The 17,477-nt window shown below is 72.7% G+C and carries 10 protein-coding genes; 7 read left to right on the top strand and 3 right to left on the bottom strand.

Annotated elements, in window-relative coordinates; all coding sequences use genetic code 11:
- Window positions 1-219: 219 nt before the first annotated feature.
- On the top strand, window positions 220-1,053 hold the full coding sequence (locus tag CAP_RS14610) for a HugZ family pyridoxamine 5'-phosphate oxidase (protein ID WP_044241066.1): 834 nt from the start codon (window positions 220-222) through the stop codon (window positions 1,051-1,053).
- Between the two features lie 177 nt (window positions 1,054-1,230).
- Here CAP_RS14610 and CAP_RS14605 read toward each other — a convergent pair whose 3' ends face one another.
- Both CAP_RS14605 and CAP_RS14600 read right to left on the bottom strand, forming a co-directional pair.
- Complete coding sequence (locus CAP_RS14605) at window positions 1,231-2,544, bottom strand: DUF1501 domain-containing protein (RefSeq protein ID WP_044241187.1); 1,314 nt, start codon at window positions 2,542-2,544, stop codon at window positions 1,231-1,233.
- 65 nt (window positions 2,545-2,609) lie between these two features.
- Complete coding sequence (locus CAP_RS14600; RefSeq protein WP_156040802.1) at window positions 2,610-4,637, bottom strand: DUF1549 domain-containing protein; 2,028 nt, start codon at window positions 4,635-4,637, stop codon at window positions 2,610-2,612.
- 194 nt (window positions 4,638-4,831) lie between these two features.
- Between CAP_RS14600 and CAP_RS14595 the strand changes: the two genes are divergently transcribed.
- The 3 genes from CAP_RS14595 to CAP_RS14585 all read left to right on the top strand — a co-directional run bounded on the left by CAP_RS14595 (window position 4,832) and on the right by CAP_RS14585 (window position 13,775).
- Window positions 4,832-6,265, top strand: a complete 1,434-nt coding sequence (locus tag CAP_RS14595) for an NTP/NDP exchange transporter (RefSeq protein WP_044241186.1) — start codon at window positions 4,832-4,834, stop codon at window positions 6,263-6,265.
- A gap of 34 nt (window positions 6,266-6,299) precedes the next feature.
- Window positions 6,300-7,859: a benzoate-CoA ligase family protein gene (locus tag CAP_RS14590; RefSeq protein WP_231511469.1), complete on the top strand. Its 1,560-nt coding sequence runs from the start codon at window positions 6,300-6,302 to the stop codon at window positions 7,857-7,859.
- A 231-nt stretch (window positions 7,860-8,090) separates the two neighbouring features.
- Window positions 8,091-13,775, top strand: coding sequence for a trifunctional serine/threonine-protein kinase/ATP-binding protein/sensor histidine kinase (locus tag CAP_RS14585; RefSeq protein ID WP_044241062.1), 5,685 nt, complete (start codon window positions 8,091-8,093; stop codon window positions 13,773-13,775).
- Here the strand turns inward: CAP_RS14585 and CAP_RS14580 are convergent.
- Window positions 13,705-14,634 carry a TIGR02757 family protein gene (locus CAP_RS14580; protein ID WP_231511468.1) on the bottom strand — a complete coding sequence of 310 codons (930 nt, stop codon included), beginning with the start codon at window positions 14,632-14,634 and terminating at the stop codon, window positions 13,705-13,707. The two genes, CAP_RS14585 and CAP_RS14580, sit on opposite strands and share 71 nt — an antisense overlap.
- Before the next feature lie 83 nt (window positions 14,635-14,717).
- On the opposite strand from CAP_RS14580, the gene CAP_RS14575 reads away from it, so the two are divergent.
- The 3 genes from CAP_RS14575 to CAP_RS14565 all read left to right on the top strand — a co-directional run.
- Complete coding sequence (locus tag CAP_RS14575) at window positions 14,718-15,830, top strand: MaoC family dehydratase (RefSeq protein ID WP_044241060.1); 1,113 nt, start codon at window positions 14,718-14,720, stop codon at window positions 15,828-15,830.
- 10 nt (window positions 15,831-15,840) lie between these two features.
- Window positions 15,841-16,263, top strand: coding sequence for a methylmalonyl-CoA epimerase (mce, locus tag CAP_RS14570; RefSeq protein WP_044241059.1), 423 nt, complete (start codon window positions 15,841-15,843; stop codon window positions 16,261-16,263).
- Window positions 16,264-16,299: 36 nt separating this feature from the next.
- The coding region (locus tag CAP_RS14565) for a serine/threonine-protein kinase (RefSeq protein WP_052375216.1) at window positions 16,300-17,477 on the top strand (1,178 nt) is incomplete at its 3' end.

Genomic DNA, 17,477 nt, shown 5'->3' with positions numbered 1-17,477 from the left:
AACCATCGAGAGCACGGGAGCTTCCCGCCCCCGGTCCAGGGTACGCAGTACTAACCTGCCTGCGCGTCGCGGGGTAGCGGACCGGCTGCGCAGGGGCTCATGCCGGGCGAGCCGTGCCGTCCCAGGGTAGGCCAGAGGGAGGGTGGGAGAGCGCAAATCCCGGTCTGAAATCGTCGGGTTGGAGGCGCCGGGCGTGCTGTCCCATGCTAGCCCTTCCGGATGAGCCAGGAACGACGGAGCCTCGACAGAGCAGAGGGCGCGGCGGCCTCGCCGAGCCACGCGGAGCTATGCCGGACACTCGCCGCGCGGGCGCGGGTGGCGGCGCTGGGGACGCTGGCGCAGGACCCGGGAGGTTACCCGTACACCTCGCTGGTCGCCGTGGCGTTCGACGATACGGGGCGGCCGCTGCTGCTGCTCTCGACCCTGGCGGAGCACACCATCAACCTGGCGGCGCGGCCCGAGGCTTCGGTGCTGTTGGGCGAGCCCACGGGCGACGGGAACGCGGGGGCTCCGGCGGTGGACCCGCTGGCGGCCGGGAGGATGACGTTGATCGGGACGTGCCGGCCCATCGAGGACGCAGGCGAGGCCGAGGCGGCGCGCACGCGCTTCCTCGACGTGCACCCGGAGGCGTCGCTGTACGCGGGGTTCGCGGACTTCACGGTGTACCGGCTGGAGCCGGTGTCCATCCGCTACGTGGGCGGGTTCGGGCGGATGTCGTGGGTGGATGCGGGGGAGTACCTGCGGGCGGAGATCGATCTGCTGGTGGGCTCGGCGCCGGGGATCCTGGAGCACATGAACGTGGATCACGCGGACGCGGTGCTGATCTGCGCGCAGGCGCTCGGGGGGCTGCCAGAGGCGACGTCGGCGACGATGATCGGCGTCGACCGCTACGGGTTCGAGCTGCGGGCCGCGACGCCCGAGGGGCCGCGCACGGCACGGATCGCGTTCCCGGCGGCGATCACCTCGGCGGACGAGGTGCGGGTGGCGGTGGTGGGGCGGGTGCGGGAGGCGCGCGCGAAGCTGGCGGCGCAGGCGGCGGGCGCGACGGGCTGAGGGGGCGTGGAGGGCGTGGCGCGGCGGGCGCGGAGGGCGCGGAGGGCGCGGAGGGCGGTCAGGCGCGGAGGGCGGTCAGGCGCGGAGGGCGGTCAGGCGCGGAGGGCGGTCAGGCGCGGAAGGCGGTCAGGCGCGGAGGGCGGTCAGGCGCGGAGGGCGGTCAGGCGCGGAAGGCGGTCAGGCGCGGAGGAGAGCGGCGACAGGCTTGCCGCTGTCGGTGATGGAGATGGGGCGGCCGATGGGCGTCCCGAAGGTGCGCTCCGGGTCGAGGCCGATCTGGGTGGCGATGGTGGCGAAGAGGTCGGGGACGGAGGTGGGGTCCTTCGTCACGCGCGCGCCGTCGGCGTCGGTCTCGCCGTGGGCGATGCCACCGCGGATGCCGGCGCCTGCCAGCACGGCGGACCAGGCTTGCGGGTGGTGGTCGCGCCCGTCGCGCGCGCTGACGCGGGGGGTGCGGCCGAACTCGCCCATGCAGACCACGAGGGTGGTGTCGAGGAGGCGGCGGGCGTCGAGCTCGCGGAGGAGGGTGGCCATGGCAGGGTCGAGGGTGCCCATGAGCTTCTTCACGCGCCCGAAGTTGTCGTCGTGGGTGTCCCAGCCGTCGAGGACCACCTCGACGTAGCGGACGCCGGCTTCGAGGAGGCGGCGCGCGGTGAGGCAGCCGCGGCCGAAGGGGGTGTCGCCGTAGGCCTTGCGCACGGCCTCGGGCTCCTCGCTGGCGTCGAAGGCGCGCAGGCGCGGGGAGCGGAGCATGGCGACGGCGCGCTCGTGCACGGCGCCGCGGTCGTGGATCTTGGGGTCGCCGGTGCGGGCCACGAAGTCGAGCTCGAGGGCGGCGAGGGCTGCCTTGCGGCGGTCGAAGCGGGTGTCGTCGACATTGGGCGGGAAGCTGACGTGGCGGGGCATGGCGCCGGGCTCGGGGACGAGGAGGGGGCCGTGCTGCACGCCGAGGAAGCCGCCGCCCTCGCTGGGGCCGCCGAGGCTGACGAAGCTCGGCAACTCGCCAGCGGCGAGGCCCGCGGCGTGGCTGACGTAGCCGCCCAGGCAGGGGTGGTCGACGGTGGGGTTCGGGGCGTAGCCGGTGTGCATCAGGTACTGGGCGCGCTGGTGGCTGCCCTCCTTGCTGATCATGCCGCGGACGATGGCCATCCGGTGGGCCTGGGCGGCGAGCTGGGGGAGGTGCTCGGAGATGCGCACGCCACGGGCGCTGGTCTTGATGGCCTTGAAGGGGCCGCCGCCGGGGGCGCCAGGCTTGGGGTCGAAGGTGTCGACGTGGCTCGGGCCGCCGTTGAGCCAGAGCACGATGCAGGCCCTGGGCGGGGAGGTGGGGGTCGCGCGGCCCGGGGTGCCGGCAGCGCGTCCGGGCCCTTGCGCGCTCTGCGCGTGGGCCTCGCCGATGCCCTGGAGGCGCGCGCCGAGCAGGCTCACTGCGCATCCGGCGCCGAGCCCGAGCAGCGTCCGCCGTCCCATCCGTCGCTCCGTGTCACTCATGGCCATCTCCGTGTGTCGCGAGGCTCTTCGCGCGGTGGTCCTGCCGCGCCGGCACCGTGAGCAGCTCAGTGGTTGAAGAAGAACTCGCTCGAGTTGAGGAGGGCCCAGGCGAGGTCCTCGTAGGCCTGCGCCTTGGCGGTGCCGGGCCTGGCGTAGAGGCGCCGGGTGAGCCTCGGGGGGAGGTCGACGCGGCCCGGGACCTTGCCACCGCCCTTGCCACCGGCAGCGCCGCCTGCGCCTGGAGACGGACTGGTGCGGGTGGGCTCGCGGGGCGCGTTCACGAACTGCACCCACCTGTCGCGCTCCACGGGGGTGGGGCGTCGGGTGAGGATGCGCAGGTAGAGGGCCTCGATCTTCCTGGCATCGGCGCCATCAGCGCCATCAGCGCCATCCGCGCCATCCGCGCCAGCGTCGCCGCCGCCGTCAGCGCCGTCGGGCAGGGCGAGGATCTGCGCGAGCGCGGTCTCGGGGAGGGCCGCGGAGGAGCCTGCGGCGCCCAGCGCGCCGTTGAGGAGGAACAAGGCCTGGGGGATGGTGCCCTCGTACTTGCCGTCCGAGGGGGCCTCCTCGTCGACGTCGAACAGGAAGCCGATGCCCGCCCGGATCTGGGTTTCGAGCTGCTCGCGGCGCTCGCCTCCGGCCATGTCGAGCACGGCGTCGAGGCCGGTGGCGGCGGTGAGCGCGCCGAGGAGCACGGGCGGGGCGAGGGGCCGGATGCGGTAGCGGGGCCAGAGCGCGTCGTCGGTGGGGCGAGGGGGCTCGGGAGGCTTGCCGCCGCGGAGGGCTCCCGTCGCGGCTGGCGTCGAGGAGCGCTGGTACGCCTCGGTGGTGACGATGGTCCGGACGAGGTGCTTGAGGTCGTGGCCGTGGGCCACGAAGTCGTCGGCGAGCTGCCGGTGGAGGTCGGGCAGCACGCCGGTGTTGCCGGGCCGGAGGTCGTCGATAGGCTCGACGAAGCCGTGGCCCATGAGCGAGGCCCACACCCGGTTGACGGTGGCCCGCGCGAACCAGGGATTGGTGGGGGCCACGAGCCAGTTGGCGAGCGCCTGCCGCCGGTTGTCGCCGCCATCGAGCTCGGCGCCGTCGAGGGTCTTCGGCGTCGCGGTGGCCACCGCGCGCAGCTCTTCGCGATCGGGGTTGTTCTTGCCGGCCCGGCGGGGGCGGTCGACGTCGACCACCTCCATGGGGCGGATCTCGCCTTTCTCGGGCAAGGCCAGGGGGCGGGCGGTGACCTGGCTGAAGCAGGCGGCGAAGCTGCGGAAGTCGGTCTGGGTCCACGCCTCCGTCTTGTGGTCGTGGCACTGGGCGCACTGGATCTGCACGCCGAGGAAGGTGCGCGACGCCGAGGCGGGCAGGTCGAGCGGGACCTTGTCGTACTTGAGGACCCAGTTGACGGCGCCGTTGACGCCCTCGGCCTTCTCGCGCTCGGGGTCCGCGGCGGGGCCGCTCAGGCCCTTGCGCGGGCCTCCCACGCTGCTGCGCCCGGAGGCGGTGAGGATGTCGTGGACGAGGCTGTCCCACGGCGCGTTCTCCTCGAACTGGGCCCTGAGCCACCGCCGGAACGCGCCGCGGTCGATGACGTTGGAGACCATGGCGCCACCCATCAGGATCTCGTCCCAGGTGTCGGTCTGGTGCTCCACGTAGGTGGGCGCGGCGAGGAGCGCGTCGACCTCGCGGGCGCGCTTGTCGGGGGAAGCGTCGGCGAGGAACGCGGTGACCTTGTCGGGAGGCGGGAGGGTGCCGGCGAGGTCCAGCCACACGCGCCGGAGGAAGCCAGCGTCGTCGACGCGCGCGGAAGGGGTGATGCCGCGCTGCTGCCACGCCGCACGGAGCGCTGCGTCGATGGTGCTCGGGCCGAAGGAGGGAGGCGTGGCCGCGGCGTTCACGAGGGGCGCGCGAGGCGCTGCCGTGGTGGGGGGAGCGGCGCTTGCTCCAGGCGTCCCCCGCCCCGCGGCGCTGCCGCAGGCGCCCGTGGTGAGGCCGAGCGACGCTGCGAGCACGCACCCGAGGCCCAGCGCGAGGGTGCCCCTGGTGCGGCGCGGGGGCCTGGGTCCGGGCGCGGTGTCCGTGGAGCCCGGGAGGTGGGGGGTCATGGTCGTCGTCATCCGCGATCGGCACCGTGCATCCATTCCGCCTCCTGCGCCGCAAGCATCGGACGTCGGATTCATGCGCCAGCACCCGCGGCACCCGCGGAGCGTGGCGCCTTTCAGCGGTTCCAGGGTCGCACGTGCAGCGCCGGGTTGACACGGGTCGATCGATCCGGTTCGCCTTCGCCATGGTGAGCGCGATGCTCCGGCGACTCGTCGACGTGCGGCCGGGGGAGACGAGGGCCCTCCTCGGCAGCTTCGCCTATTTCTTCTGCCTGCTCTGCAGCTACTACCTGCTGCGGCCGGTGCGCGAGGAGATGGGCATCACGGGCGGGGTGAAGAACCTGCCGTGGCTGTTCAGCGCCACCTTCGTGGCGATGCTCGCGGCGGCGCCGCTCTATGCGGCGGTGGTGGCGCGCTTCCCGCGGCGCCGGTTCATCCCCATCGTCTACCGCTTCTTCACACTGAACGTGCTCGTGTTCTTCGCGCTGTTCCGCCGCGATCCGGCCCACGCGGGGACGGCGCAGGCGTTCTACGTGTGGACGAGCGTTTTCAACCTGTTCGTGGTCTCGGTGTTCTGGGGCTTCATGGCCGATCTCTGGCGGAGCGAGCAGGGCAAGCGCCTGTTCGGGTTCGTCGCCGCGGGAGGCAGCGCGGGGGCCCTGGTGGGGCCGCTCCTCGCGTCGCTGCTCGTGGGCAAGATCGGGGTGCTGAACCTGCTGCTCCTCGCGGCCGCGGTGCTGGAGGTGGCCTCGCAGTGCGCGGGATGGCTGGCGCGCTCGGCGCCCGCTGCGGAGAGGCCAGGAGAGGAGAAGGGAGCGCAGAAGGAGAGGGGAGCGCAGAAGGAGAGGGGAGCGCAGAAGGAGAGAGGAGCGCAGGAAGAGAGGGGAGCGCAGGAAGAGAGGGGAGCGCGTACGGCGGAGGGGAGGGGCGCGCCGGCGCGGGAGGGCGATGAGCGGGTCGGTCGCGGGTTCCTCAGCGGGCTCCGGCCGGTGTTCCGCTCGCCGTACCTGCTCGGGATCTCGGCGTTGACCCTGCTCACCACCCTGACCGCCACGGTCCTGTACTGGCAGCAGATGCACGTGATCAGCGCGCAGATCGCCGATCGTGCCGAGCGCACGGCGCTGTTCGCGAGCATGGACCTCTACACGAACCTGCTCTCGCTCGTGGTGCAGGGGTTCGTGACCGGACACGTCATGCGCCGCGCGGGGCTGGCATGGGCGCTCGCGGCGGTGCCGGTGGTGAGCGCGGTCGGGTTCCTGGGGCTCGCGGTGGCGCCGGTGATCCCGGTGTTCGTCGCGTTCCAGGTGGCCCGCCGCGCGGTCCACTACGGGTTCGAGCGACCCGCGCGCGAGGTGCTGTTCACGGTGGTGCCGCGCGAGGAGAAGTACACCTCGAAGAGCTTCATCGACACGGTGGTGTACCGCGGCGGGGACGCTGCGAGCGTGTGGGCGAGTGACGCGCTGGCCCCGATCATCGGCGCGACGATGCTGTCTCTCGGCATGCTGCCCCTGTGCGCGGCGTGGCTCGCGCTGAACCTGGCCATGGCCAGGCGGCAGGCGGCGCTGGCCGCGCTGGCGCCGCTGGTCGGGGAGAAGGCGGCCGTGGTAGAGGGGAGCCGGGAGGGAGCCTAGGTCTCTCCCCCCGCATGCTGCCAGGAGGACTGCCGTGTCGTTCGTCATCCCCGAAAAGGTGAACATGGCCGACTGGTTCCTCCTCGCCCGGTTGCGGGAAGGGCTGGGCGACAAGACGGCCATCCTGTGCGGCGATCAGCGCCTCACGTATGCCGACGTGGCCCGCCTCGCCGCGCGCTTCGCGCACGCGCTGGGCGCGCTGGGGGTGGAGCCGGAGCAGCGGGTGATGGTGGCCCTGCCGGACATCCCCGAGTTCGTGGGGGCGCTGTTCGGCACCCTCGCCTCGGGGGCGGCGGTGGTGATGGTGAACTCCCAGCTCAAGCCGGAGGAGATCGCGTACTTCTACGAGTACACCCGGGCCAAGGTCGCGGTGGTGCATGCCGACCACCTGGAGGCGTTTGCCGAGGCGGCGCGGGGCGCACAACACCTGCGGAGGATCCTGGTGGTGGGCGGCAAGGCGGCTCGCGAGCCATCGTTCGAGCCATCGTCCGAGGCATCCTTCGAGGCGCTCGCCGAGGGGGCACCGGAGGAGCTGCGGGTGTTCCCCAGCCACCGTGACGACGCGGCGATCTGGCTCTTCTCCGGCGGGACCACGGGGCGGCCCAAGGCCGTGGCGCAGTCGCACGGGGCGTTCGTGAACACCACCGAGCTCTATGCCAAGGGGGTGATGGGGTACACGGCGAGCGACATCACCCTCTCGGTCCCCAAGCTCTATTTCGGCTACGCGACGGGCGCCAACCTGCTCTTCCCGTTCTCGGTGGGAGGCACCTCCGTCCTGTTCCCGGAGCGGTGCACCGCGGACGCGCTGTTCGCCCAGATCCGCCGCTTCCGCCCCACGGTGCTGGTCAACGTGCCGACCATGGTGAACACCATGGTCTCGCACGAGAGCGCGGCGCAGCAGGACCTGTCGAGCCTCAGGGTCTCGACCTCCGCCGGCGAGGCGCTGCCCGTGGAGCTCTACGAGCGCTGGAAGCGCGCCTTCGGCGTGGAGCTGTGCGACGGGCTGGGCACGGCGGAGATGTGGCACATCTTCCTGACGAACCGCCCCGGCGACGTGAAGCCGGGGACGCTGGGGCGCGCCGTCGCCGGGTTCGAGGTGAAGGTGTGCGACGACGGGGGGCGGGAGCTGCCTCCGGGCGAGGTGGGGTGGCTGTGGGTGAAGGGCGCCTCGCGGGCGTTCGGGTACTGGCAGGACCTGGAGAAGACCGGGCGGGCCTTCCGGGGGGAGTGGTACGTGTCGGGCGACATGCTGAGCCGCGACGCGGAGGGCTACTTCACGTACTGCGGCCGCGGCGACGACATGCTCAAGGTGGCCGGCAAGTGGCTGGCGCCCGCCGAGGTGGAGAACTGCCTGCTCCAGCACCCTGCCGTGAAGGAGTGCGCGGTGGTCGGCGTGCCCGACGCGCGGGGCCTGACCAAGCCGCACGCTTACGTGCTGGCTTCGGGGCCGCGGGAGGGGCTCGACGAGGCGCTGAAGCAGCTCGTGAGAGACCGGCTGGAGCCCTTCAAGGCACCCCGCGAGGTGATCTTCGTGGACGACATGCCGCGGACCCACCTCGGGAAGATCGACCGCGGGAAGCTGCGGAAGTCGTAGGCCGCGGCCGGCCTGTGGCCGGCCAGTGGCCGGCCAGCGCGCAGAGGGTTGTGCCGCGCTGTGCCGAGGGGCACGGTGGCCCTCGGGTGCGTTTCTCCGCGGTAAGGCGGCGCTTTCACGGCTTCTCGGCGCCGGTGAGGGAGGCTCACGGGCGGGCAGCAGGAACCGCGAGAAGAGGCCAGACGGGTGCGGAGATGCACTGGGCGCGACTCGTGCTGATGCGCATCCATCATGCTTGCGCTCCCCGGGTACACGGCCGTCGAAAAGCTGCACGAGAGCAGCCAGTCTGTGGTTTTCCGCGCCAGGCGCGGCGTCGATGGCCGGAGGCTCGTGGTCAAGATCCTCAACGAGGAGTACCCGAGCCCTGCCCGCCTCGCCCGGTTCACCCGCGAGTTCGAGCTGGTCCGCGCGCTCGCGGGCGATGGTGTCGTGGAGGCCTTCTCGCTCGAGCGCTACCGCAGCACGGCGCTGATCGTGTTCGAGGACTTCGGCGGGGAGTCGCTCGGTCGGATCCTCCAGGGGCGCGCGATGTCTCCCGCCGAGGTGTGCCGGGTGGGGGCCCGGATCGCCGAGGTCCTAGAGCGCGTCCACGCGCGCCGCATCATCCACAAGGACATCAGCCCAGGGAACGTCGTCTACAACGCCGCGACGGGCGCCGTGAAGCTCATCGACTTCGGCATCGCCACCTCGCTCCGCCGCGAGGAGCCCGAGGCGGCGCTGTCGCAGGTGCTGGAAGGGACCCTCGCCTACATCGCGCCGGAGCAGACCGGGCGCATGAACCGCGGCATCGACTGCCGCGCCGATCTCTATGCGCTCGGCGCGACGCTGTACCACCTCGCGGTCGGGCGTCCCCCGTTCGTGGTGGACGACGCGCTGGAGCTCGTTCACTGCCACATCGCCCGCGTCCCCGAGGCGCCCGAGGCCGTGAACCCCACGGTCCCCGCGCCGCTGTCGGGGGTGCTGCGCAAGCTCCTCGCGAAGGCGGTCGAGGAGCGCTACCAGAGCGCGGCGGGCGTGCGGGTCGACCTGCTCCGCTGCCTGGAACTCGTGGAAGGCGGCGGCTCCTGGCCCTTCGAGCTGGGCCGTGGTGACGTCGCGGACCACCTGCTGATCCCCGAGCGGCTCCACGGCCGCGCGCAGGAGCTCGACACGCTGCTCGGCGCGCTGGAGCGCACTGCGGGAGGGGGCGCGGTGGAGCTTTGGCTCATGCCCGGGCCAGCCGGGGCAGGGAAGACGGCGCTGGCCAGCGAGCTGCTGCGCCCGGTGGCGGCGCGGCGCGGCTTCCACGCGGTCGGGAAGTTCGACCAGCTCCGGCGCGACACGCCCCACGTGGCCCTGACCCAGGCGCTGAAGCAGCTCCTGCGTCAGGTCCTCAGCGAGGGCGACGCGGACCTCGCCGCGCGCCGCGAGGCCGTCCGCGCAGCCGTCGGCGATGCCGCGTCGATCGTCCTGGAGGTGCTGCCCGAGGCGAGGGCGCTGCTCGGCGATCCGGTCGAGATCCCGGAGCTTTCCCCCCGCGATGCCCAGCGCCGGTTCCACCAAGCCCTCGGGGCGTTCCTCGGCGCGCTGGCCTCGGAGCGCCACCCCCTGGTGCTCGTCCTCGACGACCTGCAGTGGGCCGACAGCGCCTCGCTGAAGCTGCTCGAGCACCTCGTCACCTGCAGCGAGCTTCACCACACCCTGATCCTGGGCGCTTACCGCGATGGCGAGGTCGATGACGCGCACCCGCTCGTGTCCCTGGCGCGCTCCCTCGCCGAGTCCGGGGCCCCGGTGTCCACCCTGGCGGTCGGTCCGCTCGCGCCAGAGCACGTGGAGGCGTTCGTCGCCGAGGCCCTGCGCTGCCCTCCCTCCGTCTCCGCGCCTCTCGCGCGCCTGTGCGCCGAGAAGACGGCGGGCAACCCCTTCTTCCTGGGCCGCTTCCTGGAAGCCTTGCACGCCGACGGGTTACTGCGGTTCGACCGGGAAGGCGCTGGGTGGCGCTATGACCTCGACGAGATCCGCCGCGTCAGCATCACCGACAACGTGGTCACGCTGATGGCCGCACAGATCGGCAAGCTGCCCGAAGCGTGCCAGGAGGTGCTCCGCCTCGCCGCCTGCGTGGGGGGGACCTTCGCGCTCTCCACGCTGAGCGTCGTCTCCAGGCGCACCCGCACCGAGGTGTCCCGTGACCTCTGGCCAGCGCTCGAAGCGGGGATCGTCGTCCCGCTCGACGCGGACTACGCCTGCGTGATCGACGCCGACGACTGCGAGGTCCGCTACCGCTTCGCCCACGACAGGGTGCAGCAGGCCGCGCATTCCCTCACCGCGCCGGGAGCGCGGGCCGAGGCGCACCTCCGCATCGGCCTCCTGCTCCGCGAGGCGCTGGACGGTGCGGGGCGCGAGGAGCGCGGCGAGCGCCTGTTCGAGGTGGTGAGCCACCTGGATCTCGGCCGCGCGCTGATCACGGCGCAGGTTCACACCCAGGAGGAGCGGGACGCGCTGGCCGTGCTCGACCTGGAGGCAGCCCTCCGGGCCACGGCTGCGGGCGCCCACGAGCCGGCGCGGCGCTTCCTCGACATGGGCCTCGATCTGCTCGGCCCCGCTCCCTGGGCGCGCCGCTACGCCCTCTGGCTCGAGCTGACCCTCGCGGCGGCATCCGCCGCGTACCTCACCGGTGACCCCGACGGCATGGAGCGCCTCGCCGCCGAGGTGCGGATGCGGGGAGAGGCGCTGCTCGATCGCATCCGCGCCGACGAGGTGCGGATCCAGGCCTACGTGCACCAGGGTCGCGATCGGGACAGCCTGCGGGTGGGCATGGCGGCGCTCGCCGACCTCGGGGTGCGCCTCCCGCCGCACGGGAACAAGCTCACGGCCGGGGCAGCGCTCCTGCAGCTCAAGGTGCTCCTCGCGGGTCGGAGCGTGGAGGCGTTCGCCGAGCTGCCCCGCATGCGCGATCCCGAGCGGAGGGCCGCGATGCGCCTCCTCTCGCTGATCTCGGGGCCCCTCTACAACACCGCGGTGATGCTGGCGCCATCGCTCGCCCTCGAACAGCTACGGCTCACGCTCGCGCACGGCGCCGCGCCCGAGTCGGTGACAGTGTACCTCGCGGTGGCGGTGATCTGCAGCGGGCTGCTCGGAGACGTCGCCACGGCGGTCCGCTTCTCCGATCTCGCGCTGTCCCTGACCCAGAAGCCGGAGCTCCGTTTCCTGCGCGCCCGGAGCATGTTCATGAGCCACTGCTTCGTCAGCCCCTGGTGTCGCCCGATGCGCGCGACCCTGGAGCCGGTGCTGGAGGGGTACCGGGGCGGGCTCGCCTCCGGAGATCTCGAGTACGCGCACTACTGCGCCGTGCTGCACGTGAGCCACGGCCTCCACGCCGGGGTCCCGCTCGCGGAGCTGGACAGGCTGGTGACCGCCTTCTCGGGGCCCATGCGCCGGGTCGGCGATCCGCACGCGATGAGGCGCCTCCAGGCGGTGCATCACCCCATCCAGGTCCTGCTCGGCAAGGTGGAGGCCCCCCGCGCCGGCCGGGGCAGCCTCTCCACCGAGGGCGAGGAGGCGCTCCTCGTCGCTGCGCGCGCGCGGGGAGACCACTACAGCGTGGCGAGCTTCCACGTCGTGAAGCTCATGCTGTGCACCTTCTTCGGCGACCATGGCAGGGCGCTCGAGCACGCGGCGCTGGCGATCGAGGGGGAGGCGCACATGCTGGCCACCGCCAACGTGGCGCTCCTCCACGTCTACCGGGCGCTCGCCGAGCTGGGCGCCCTCGGCGAGGCGAGCGGGGAGCGCCTGTCCCCCATGACGCGCGTGACGCGCGTGACCCGCATGACCCGCGTGAGGCACCTCGCGGCCCGCGGGACACCCGGCGCCCTCTTGCGGGTCACCGCGTCGCTTCGGCGGCTGCGCGGCTGGGCCCGCCATGCGCCCGCGAACTACGCGGCCCCGGTGGCGCTGATCGAGGCGGAGCTTGCGCGGGTGACGGGCGACGCAGGCGCTGCCAGGGAGCACTACGATCGCGCCCTCGACCTCGCCCGGGAGCACCTCGCCCCGCAGATCGAGGGGCTCGCCGGTGAGCTCGCCGCCCGCTTCTACGCGAACGCCGACAACCCGCAGCTCGCCGAGGTGGTTGCCCGCCGCGCGCACCACGCCTACCAGCGCTGGGGCGCCGAGGCGAAGGTCCGCGACCTGGAGGCGCGCTACCCCCGCCTCGTCGAGCGCCACGCCCCGGCCGGCGACACCGCGTTCGCGGTGAGCAGCAGCATCTCCATCTCCACCACCACCGGGAGCACGCGCGAGGAGGCGCTCGACTTCATGAGCCTGCTCAAGGCCTCGCAGGCCATCTCCGGGGAGATCGTGCTCGACGACCTGCTCCGGCGCCTGATGCGGACCCTCGTCGAGGCGGCCGGGGCCCGGCGGGGCATCCTCCAGGTCGACGGCGACAGCGCGGTGGTCGTCGAGGCCGACACCACCTCCGAGGGGGCGCAGGTGGTGCACGGGGGGACGCTCGACGCGCGCGAGGGTGTGGCCCTCGGCATCGTCCGCTACGTGGACCGGACCTCGGAGACGGTGGTCCTCGCCGACGCCTCGGCCTCCGGGCCCTTCCAGGCAGATCCCGCGGTCGCGGCGCGCCGGCTGCGCTCCGTGCTGTGCATGCCCATCCTGCGCCAGCAGCGGCGGGTGGCGCTCCTCTACCTGGAGAACGATCTCACCCCCTCCGCGTTCACGCCGGCGCGCTGCAAGGTCCTGGAGATGCTCTCGGCGCAGGCGGCCATCTCCCTGGAGAACGCGCGCCTTTACGAGACGCTCGACAACCGCGTCAAGGAGCGCACCCGGGCGCTGAGCGAGGCCGTGGTGGAGCTGCGCGAGGCCCAGCGGCAGCTCGTCCTGCAGGAGAAGCTCGCCTCCCTCGGCATGCTGACCTCGGGCATCGCCCACGAGATCAAGAACCCCCTCAACTTCGTGGTGAACTTCGCCGAGCTGTCCGTCGAGCTCACCTCCGAGCTGTCCGATCAGGTGGCGACGCTCGGTTGCCGCCTCTCCCGCGAGGACGCCGCGGGGCTGTCCGAGATCGCGAGCGACCTGCAGCAGAACGTCGCCAAGATCCACGAGCACGGGCGCCGCGCGGACCGCATCGTGCGCGCCATGCTGGAGCACTCGCGCGCGCGCGTCGGGGAGGTGCGCGAGGTGGACCTCGGCAAGCTCGTGCGTGAGTACGCCGCCTCCGCGCTGCAAGCGCATCCTTCATCCCCGCCCATCCCGGTGCGCTGGGATCTGGACGGGAGCCTCCGCGCGGTGCGCCTCGTGCCCGAGGAGGTGGGGCGGGTGGTGCTCAACCTGGTCAGCAACGCCATCTACGCCATGGAGGCGAAGCGGCGCGCCTCGGGCGCCGACTACGTCCCCTCGCTCCAGGTGACGACGCGCGATCGCGGGGACCAGGTGGAGATCCGGGTCCGCGACAACGGCTCCGGCATCCCCCCTGCCATCCGTGACAAGGTGTTCAACCCCTTCTTCACCACCAAGCCCACCGGGATCGGCACGGGGCTCGGCCTCTCCATCAGCTACGACATCGTGGTGCAGGGGCACGGCGGGACGATGACCGTGGACAGCCAGGAGGGAGAGTTCACCGAACTGTGCCTGCGCCTCCCCAAGAAGCGTCCGGCACCTCCCCCGCCGCCGCTGACGACCCCGCCGCCTTCGCCGCCTCCGGCGTCCCCGGCGTCCCCGGCGTCCCCGGCATCCCCGGCATCCCCGGCATCCCCGGCATCCCCGGCATCCTCGGCATCCCCGGCATCCTCGGCATCCTCGGCATCCCCGGCATCCCCGACGTACCCGCCGTCTCCGTCGTTCCCGCCGGCCGACGGCCCCCTCAGCCGCCGCCGCGTGCCGAGCGATCCCCCCGAGGGGCGCGTCGATCCCAGTGCCGACACACTGGCATGACCCCGCACCCCTCGCAGCGCACTGGATCGCGGCGCGAGGGACAGCGCTGGAGCATGCCCAGGTGGCAGAGCGCGAAGTCGTACTTCACCGGGTCCTCGGGATCGAAGCGGCGCAGCGCGGCGGTGATCTCCTCGGCGGTCTTCCAGCTCGTGGTCTGCCGATCGGTGAGCCCGATGTTGTAGCCGAGCTTCTGGATGTGGACGTCCACCGGGATGACCAGCGCTCGGGGCGGGATCGGCCACAGGCCCAGGTCCACCCCGTCCGCGGGTCGCACCATCCAGCGCAGCATGAGGAGCAGCCGCTTGGCGGCGCTGCCCTTGCCGGGATCCGCGAGGATGTGCGCCGCGCCGCGGGTGAGGCGCTGGTCGAGCCCCCCTGCGTTGCGGATGGCGTGGGTCCACGCGGTGAGCGCCTCGCGCAGGGTGCCGGTCCGCTGCATCTCCGCCGCGAGCGCCGCCCCCAGGGAGCCCGCCTCGCGCTGCACGCGGCGCGCCCCGACGAGCAGGCAGGCCAGGTCCCCCGCCGTGTAGACCCGGTGCTTCCACCCCTCCAGCCGCGCGCGGACTGCCTCCGGATCGTCCGCCACGCGGGAGAGATCCGGGCCGAGCCGCTCCAGCGCGTCGGCGATCTTCGCCCGCAGCGCCTTCACGTTCCCGAACGCCATCGACGAGGCGATCAGCGCCACCAGCTCGCGGTCTTCGGGGTCCTCGACGCGGTGGACGAACTCCACGGGATCCGAGGCCCGCCGCTCCTCCACGGCGCAGCGCGCCCGCACCGCGTCGAGCGCCTCGCGCAGGCGCTCTTGCCGCGCTGATTCCTCGCGCTCCTCCTGCTCCGCCTGTCGCGCGCGCGCCCCCATCGATGTCCCCGCACCTAGCACAGCCCTCCACCTCGGGTAAGTCGCTCTCGCCCGAGTCGCTGCGCTACCATCCGGGCCCGACGATGCTCCGCTCCTACCGCTACGGCCGCCGGCTCGACGACTTCGACGTCGACGCCATCTACGCGCACCCCTGGGACGTCACCGTCGACGAGGGGACCCTCGCCCTCTTCTCCGCCTCGTTCCAGGACGCGCTCCCCGTGTACGCCAGCCGCGAGGCGGCCCGGGCCGTCGGTCTCCGGGATCGCCCCGTCCACCCCCTCTTGCTCCTCAACCTCGGCCTCTCCTTCAGCGTGCACGACGTCAGCGAGCAAGCCATCGCCCACCTCGCGTACATCGACGTCCGCTTCCCCAACGCCTGCTATCCGGGCGACACCCTGCGCGCCAGCTCGCGGGTCATCGGCAAGAAGCCGGTGTCCCAGGGCGACAAGGGCGTGGTCCACGTCCGCACCCACGTGGTCAACCAGGACGACGTGCTGGTGTGCTCCTTCGAGCGCAAGGCGCTGGTGCGCACCGGCCGCGTCGAAGAGCGCCCCCCGGATCCCCCGCACGACGTCACCCAGCGCGACGACGACCCCGGCCGGAGACCTCCGGAGATCGCGCTCGCGGCTCCCTCTCCCACGCGGCCTCCCACGCGGCGAGGCGGCTTCGCCACCTTCTGGGAAGACCTCGCGGTGGACGACGTCTACGCCCACGATACGGGGCGCACCGTCAGCGAAGCCGAGCACATGACGCTCTCCACCCTGACCCGCAACTCGCACCCCTTGCACTTCGACGAGCGCTACTGCCAGCAGAGCTCCTTCGCGCGCACCCGCGTCGTGCACGGAGGGCTCGTGCTCTCCTGGGTGCTGGCCCTCTCCAGCCGCGACACCGCGGGCAACGGCGTGTGGGACCTCGGCCTCGATGACGGCGTCCATTCGAGCGGCGTGCTCGCCGGCGACACCTTGTTCGCGGCCACCAAGGTCCTCGCCCGCGAGGAGGTGGGGCCTCTCCTCGGGAGCGTGACGTTGCGCGTGGTCGGCGTGAAGAACACCCACCCGCGCGCGCTGATCGAGCAGGGAGCCGATCTGTTCACGCCCGAGCTCGGGAAGACGGAGGGCAAGGTCAAGGAGAAGGTGGTAGAGATCTCGCGAACGCTGCTGGTACGCCGCCGCGTGCCCGCCACATCCACCCCGTGAGGGCCGAGCGATGCTGAAGATCAAGAAGATCGACCATGTGGCCGTGGCCGTGACGGACGTCGACGAAGCGCTCGCGCGCTACCGGAAGCTCCTCGGCGTCGAGGTCACCGATCGCGAGGTCGTCGCTTCCCAGCGCACGGAGGCCGCGCTGCTCCCCATCGGCGAGACGAGCATCGAACTCATCTCCCCGCGCGGCAACGAGGGCCTCCAGAAGTTCCTGGAGAAACGGGGGCCGGGTCTCCACCACATCGCGGTCGAGGTCGAGGGCATCGAGCAAGCCCTCCTCACGCTCAAAGCGCTGGGCCTGCCGCTCATCGACGAGACGCCGCGCGTGGGTGCCAGGGGTCACAAGGTCGCCTTCGTGCACCCCAAGGCGACCGGTGGTGTGCTGGTCGAGCTGGTCGAGCCTGCGCACGAACCAGCGGAAGCGTAGCCCGCCCGCGCCAGGCCATGGTCTAATGGCTTCCCGGTGAACGACGATCACCAGATCACCCGCCGCGAGCGGATGCACCTCTGGGGCACGGGCTCCGTGGTGGGCGGCCGCTTCCGGCTCCTCTCGCCCCTCGGCGCCGGCGCGATGGGCGAGGTGTGGCGCGCGCAGCACCTCACCCTGGCCACCCCCGTCGCCGTCAAGCTCGTCGACCTCGCCGCCCAGGCCAACCGCGAGGAAGCTCAGAGCCGCTTCCTCCAGGAGGCCCAGGCCGCTGCCCGCCTGCAGAGCCCTCACGTGGTGCGCATCCTCGACCAGGGCGTCGAAGGCCAGGTCGCCTACCTCGCCATGGAGCTGCTCGACGGCGAGAACCTGGCCCACCGGCTCGCGCGCTGCCGCCGCCTGCCACCCGCCGAGATCGCCGCGCTCCTCCGCGACCTGGCCCACGGCCTCGGTGAGGCCCACCAGAGCGGCACCGTCCACCGCGACATCAAGCCCGCCAACATCTTCTTCGCGCGCACCCGCGAGCAGGAGATCGCCAAGCTCCTCGACTTCGGCATCGCCAAGATCGTCGGCGCCCCGAGCGACGCCTTCGTCCAGACCCAGGCGGGGCTGGTGCTGGGAACCCCGGCGTACATGAGCCCGGAGCAGGTCCTCGGCCGCCCGGTCGATCACCGCTCCGATCTCTGGCAGCTCGGGGTGCTCGGGTTCGAGTGCCTCACCGGTTCGCTCCCCTTCCACGGCAACACCCTCGGCGACCTGTTCATGCAGGTCTGCGGCGGAGACGCGCCGCAGCCGTCCCGCGTGGCCGGCGTGTCGCCGACGTTCGACGCCTGGTTCGCCCGCGCCGTCGCCAAGAACCGCGAGGCTCGCTTCGGGTCCGCCGCCGACCTGGCCGACGCCTTCGCCGTCGCGCTGAAGGCCAGCGCCAACCCTACCTCCGAGGCATGGGCCGCCATCACCGGCGCGGCGAACCCCATCGTGCGCGCCTCCAAGGGCAAGCGCAGCGTGCTCGTCGGCGCCGTCGGCGGAGTGCTCTTCGCGACCACGGCGCTCACCGCGCTCGTCATCGTCGACCTCCACCGAGGTGCGCCTGACGACCCTGCTGCTGCCGCGCCGAACCAGCCCGAGGCGTCGCCTGTTCTTTCCGCTGGCGTGCCTGCCTCTCCGGCCGAGCCTCCTCCACCTGCCCCCGCCCCCACCCCCGCCCCCGCCCC

Origin of the sequence: Chondromyces apiculatus DSM 436 (genome assembly GCF_000601485.1) — a bacterium.
GTDB classification, from domain to species: Bacteria; Myxococcota_A; Polyangia; order Polyangiales; family Polyangiaceae; genus Chondromyces; species Chondromyces apiculatus.
The sequence above is the reverse complement of the archived record's forward strand: the minus strand, read 5'-3'. Positions and strand labels throughout refer to the sequence as shown.

Bases quoted from the DNA above. Each gene is read 5' to 3' on its own strand.
- CAP_RS14610 (WP_044241066.1), top strand. From the start codon at position 220: ATGAGCCAGGAACGACGGAGCCTCGACAGAGCAGAGGGCGCGGCGGCC.
- CAP_RS14605 (WP_044241187.1), bottom strand. From the start codon at position 2,544: ATGAGTGACACGGAGCGACGGATGGGACGGCGGACGCTGCTCGGGCTC.
- CAP_RS14600 (WP_156040802.1), bottom strand. From the start codon at position 4,637: ATGACCCCCCACCTCCCGGGCTCCACGGACACCGCGCCCGGACCCAGG.
- CAP_RS14595 (WP_044241186.1), top strand. From the start codon at position 4,832: ATGCTCCGGCGACTCGTCGACGTGCGGCCGGGGGAGACGAGGGCCCTC.
- CAP_RS14585 (WP_044241062.1), top strand. From the start codon at position 8,091: ATGCTTGCGCTCCCCGGGTACACGGCCGTCGAAAAGCTGCACGAGAGC.
- CAP_RS14580 (WP_231511468.1), bottom strand. From the start codon at position 14,634: ATGGGGGCGCGCGCGCGACAGGCGGAGCAGGAGGAGCGCGAGGAATCA.
- CAP_RS14575 (WP_044241060.1), top strand. From the start codon at position 14,718: ATGCTCCGCTCCTACCGCTACGGCCGCCGGCTCGACGACTTCGACGTC.
- mce (WP_044241059.1), top strand. From the start codon at position 15,841: ATGCTGAAGATCAAGAAGATCGACCATGTGGCCGTGGCCGTGACGGAC.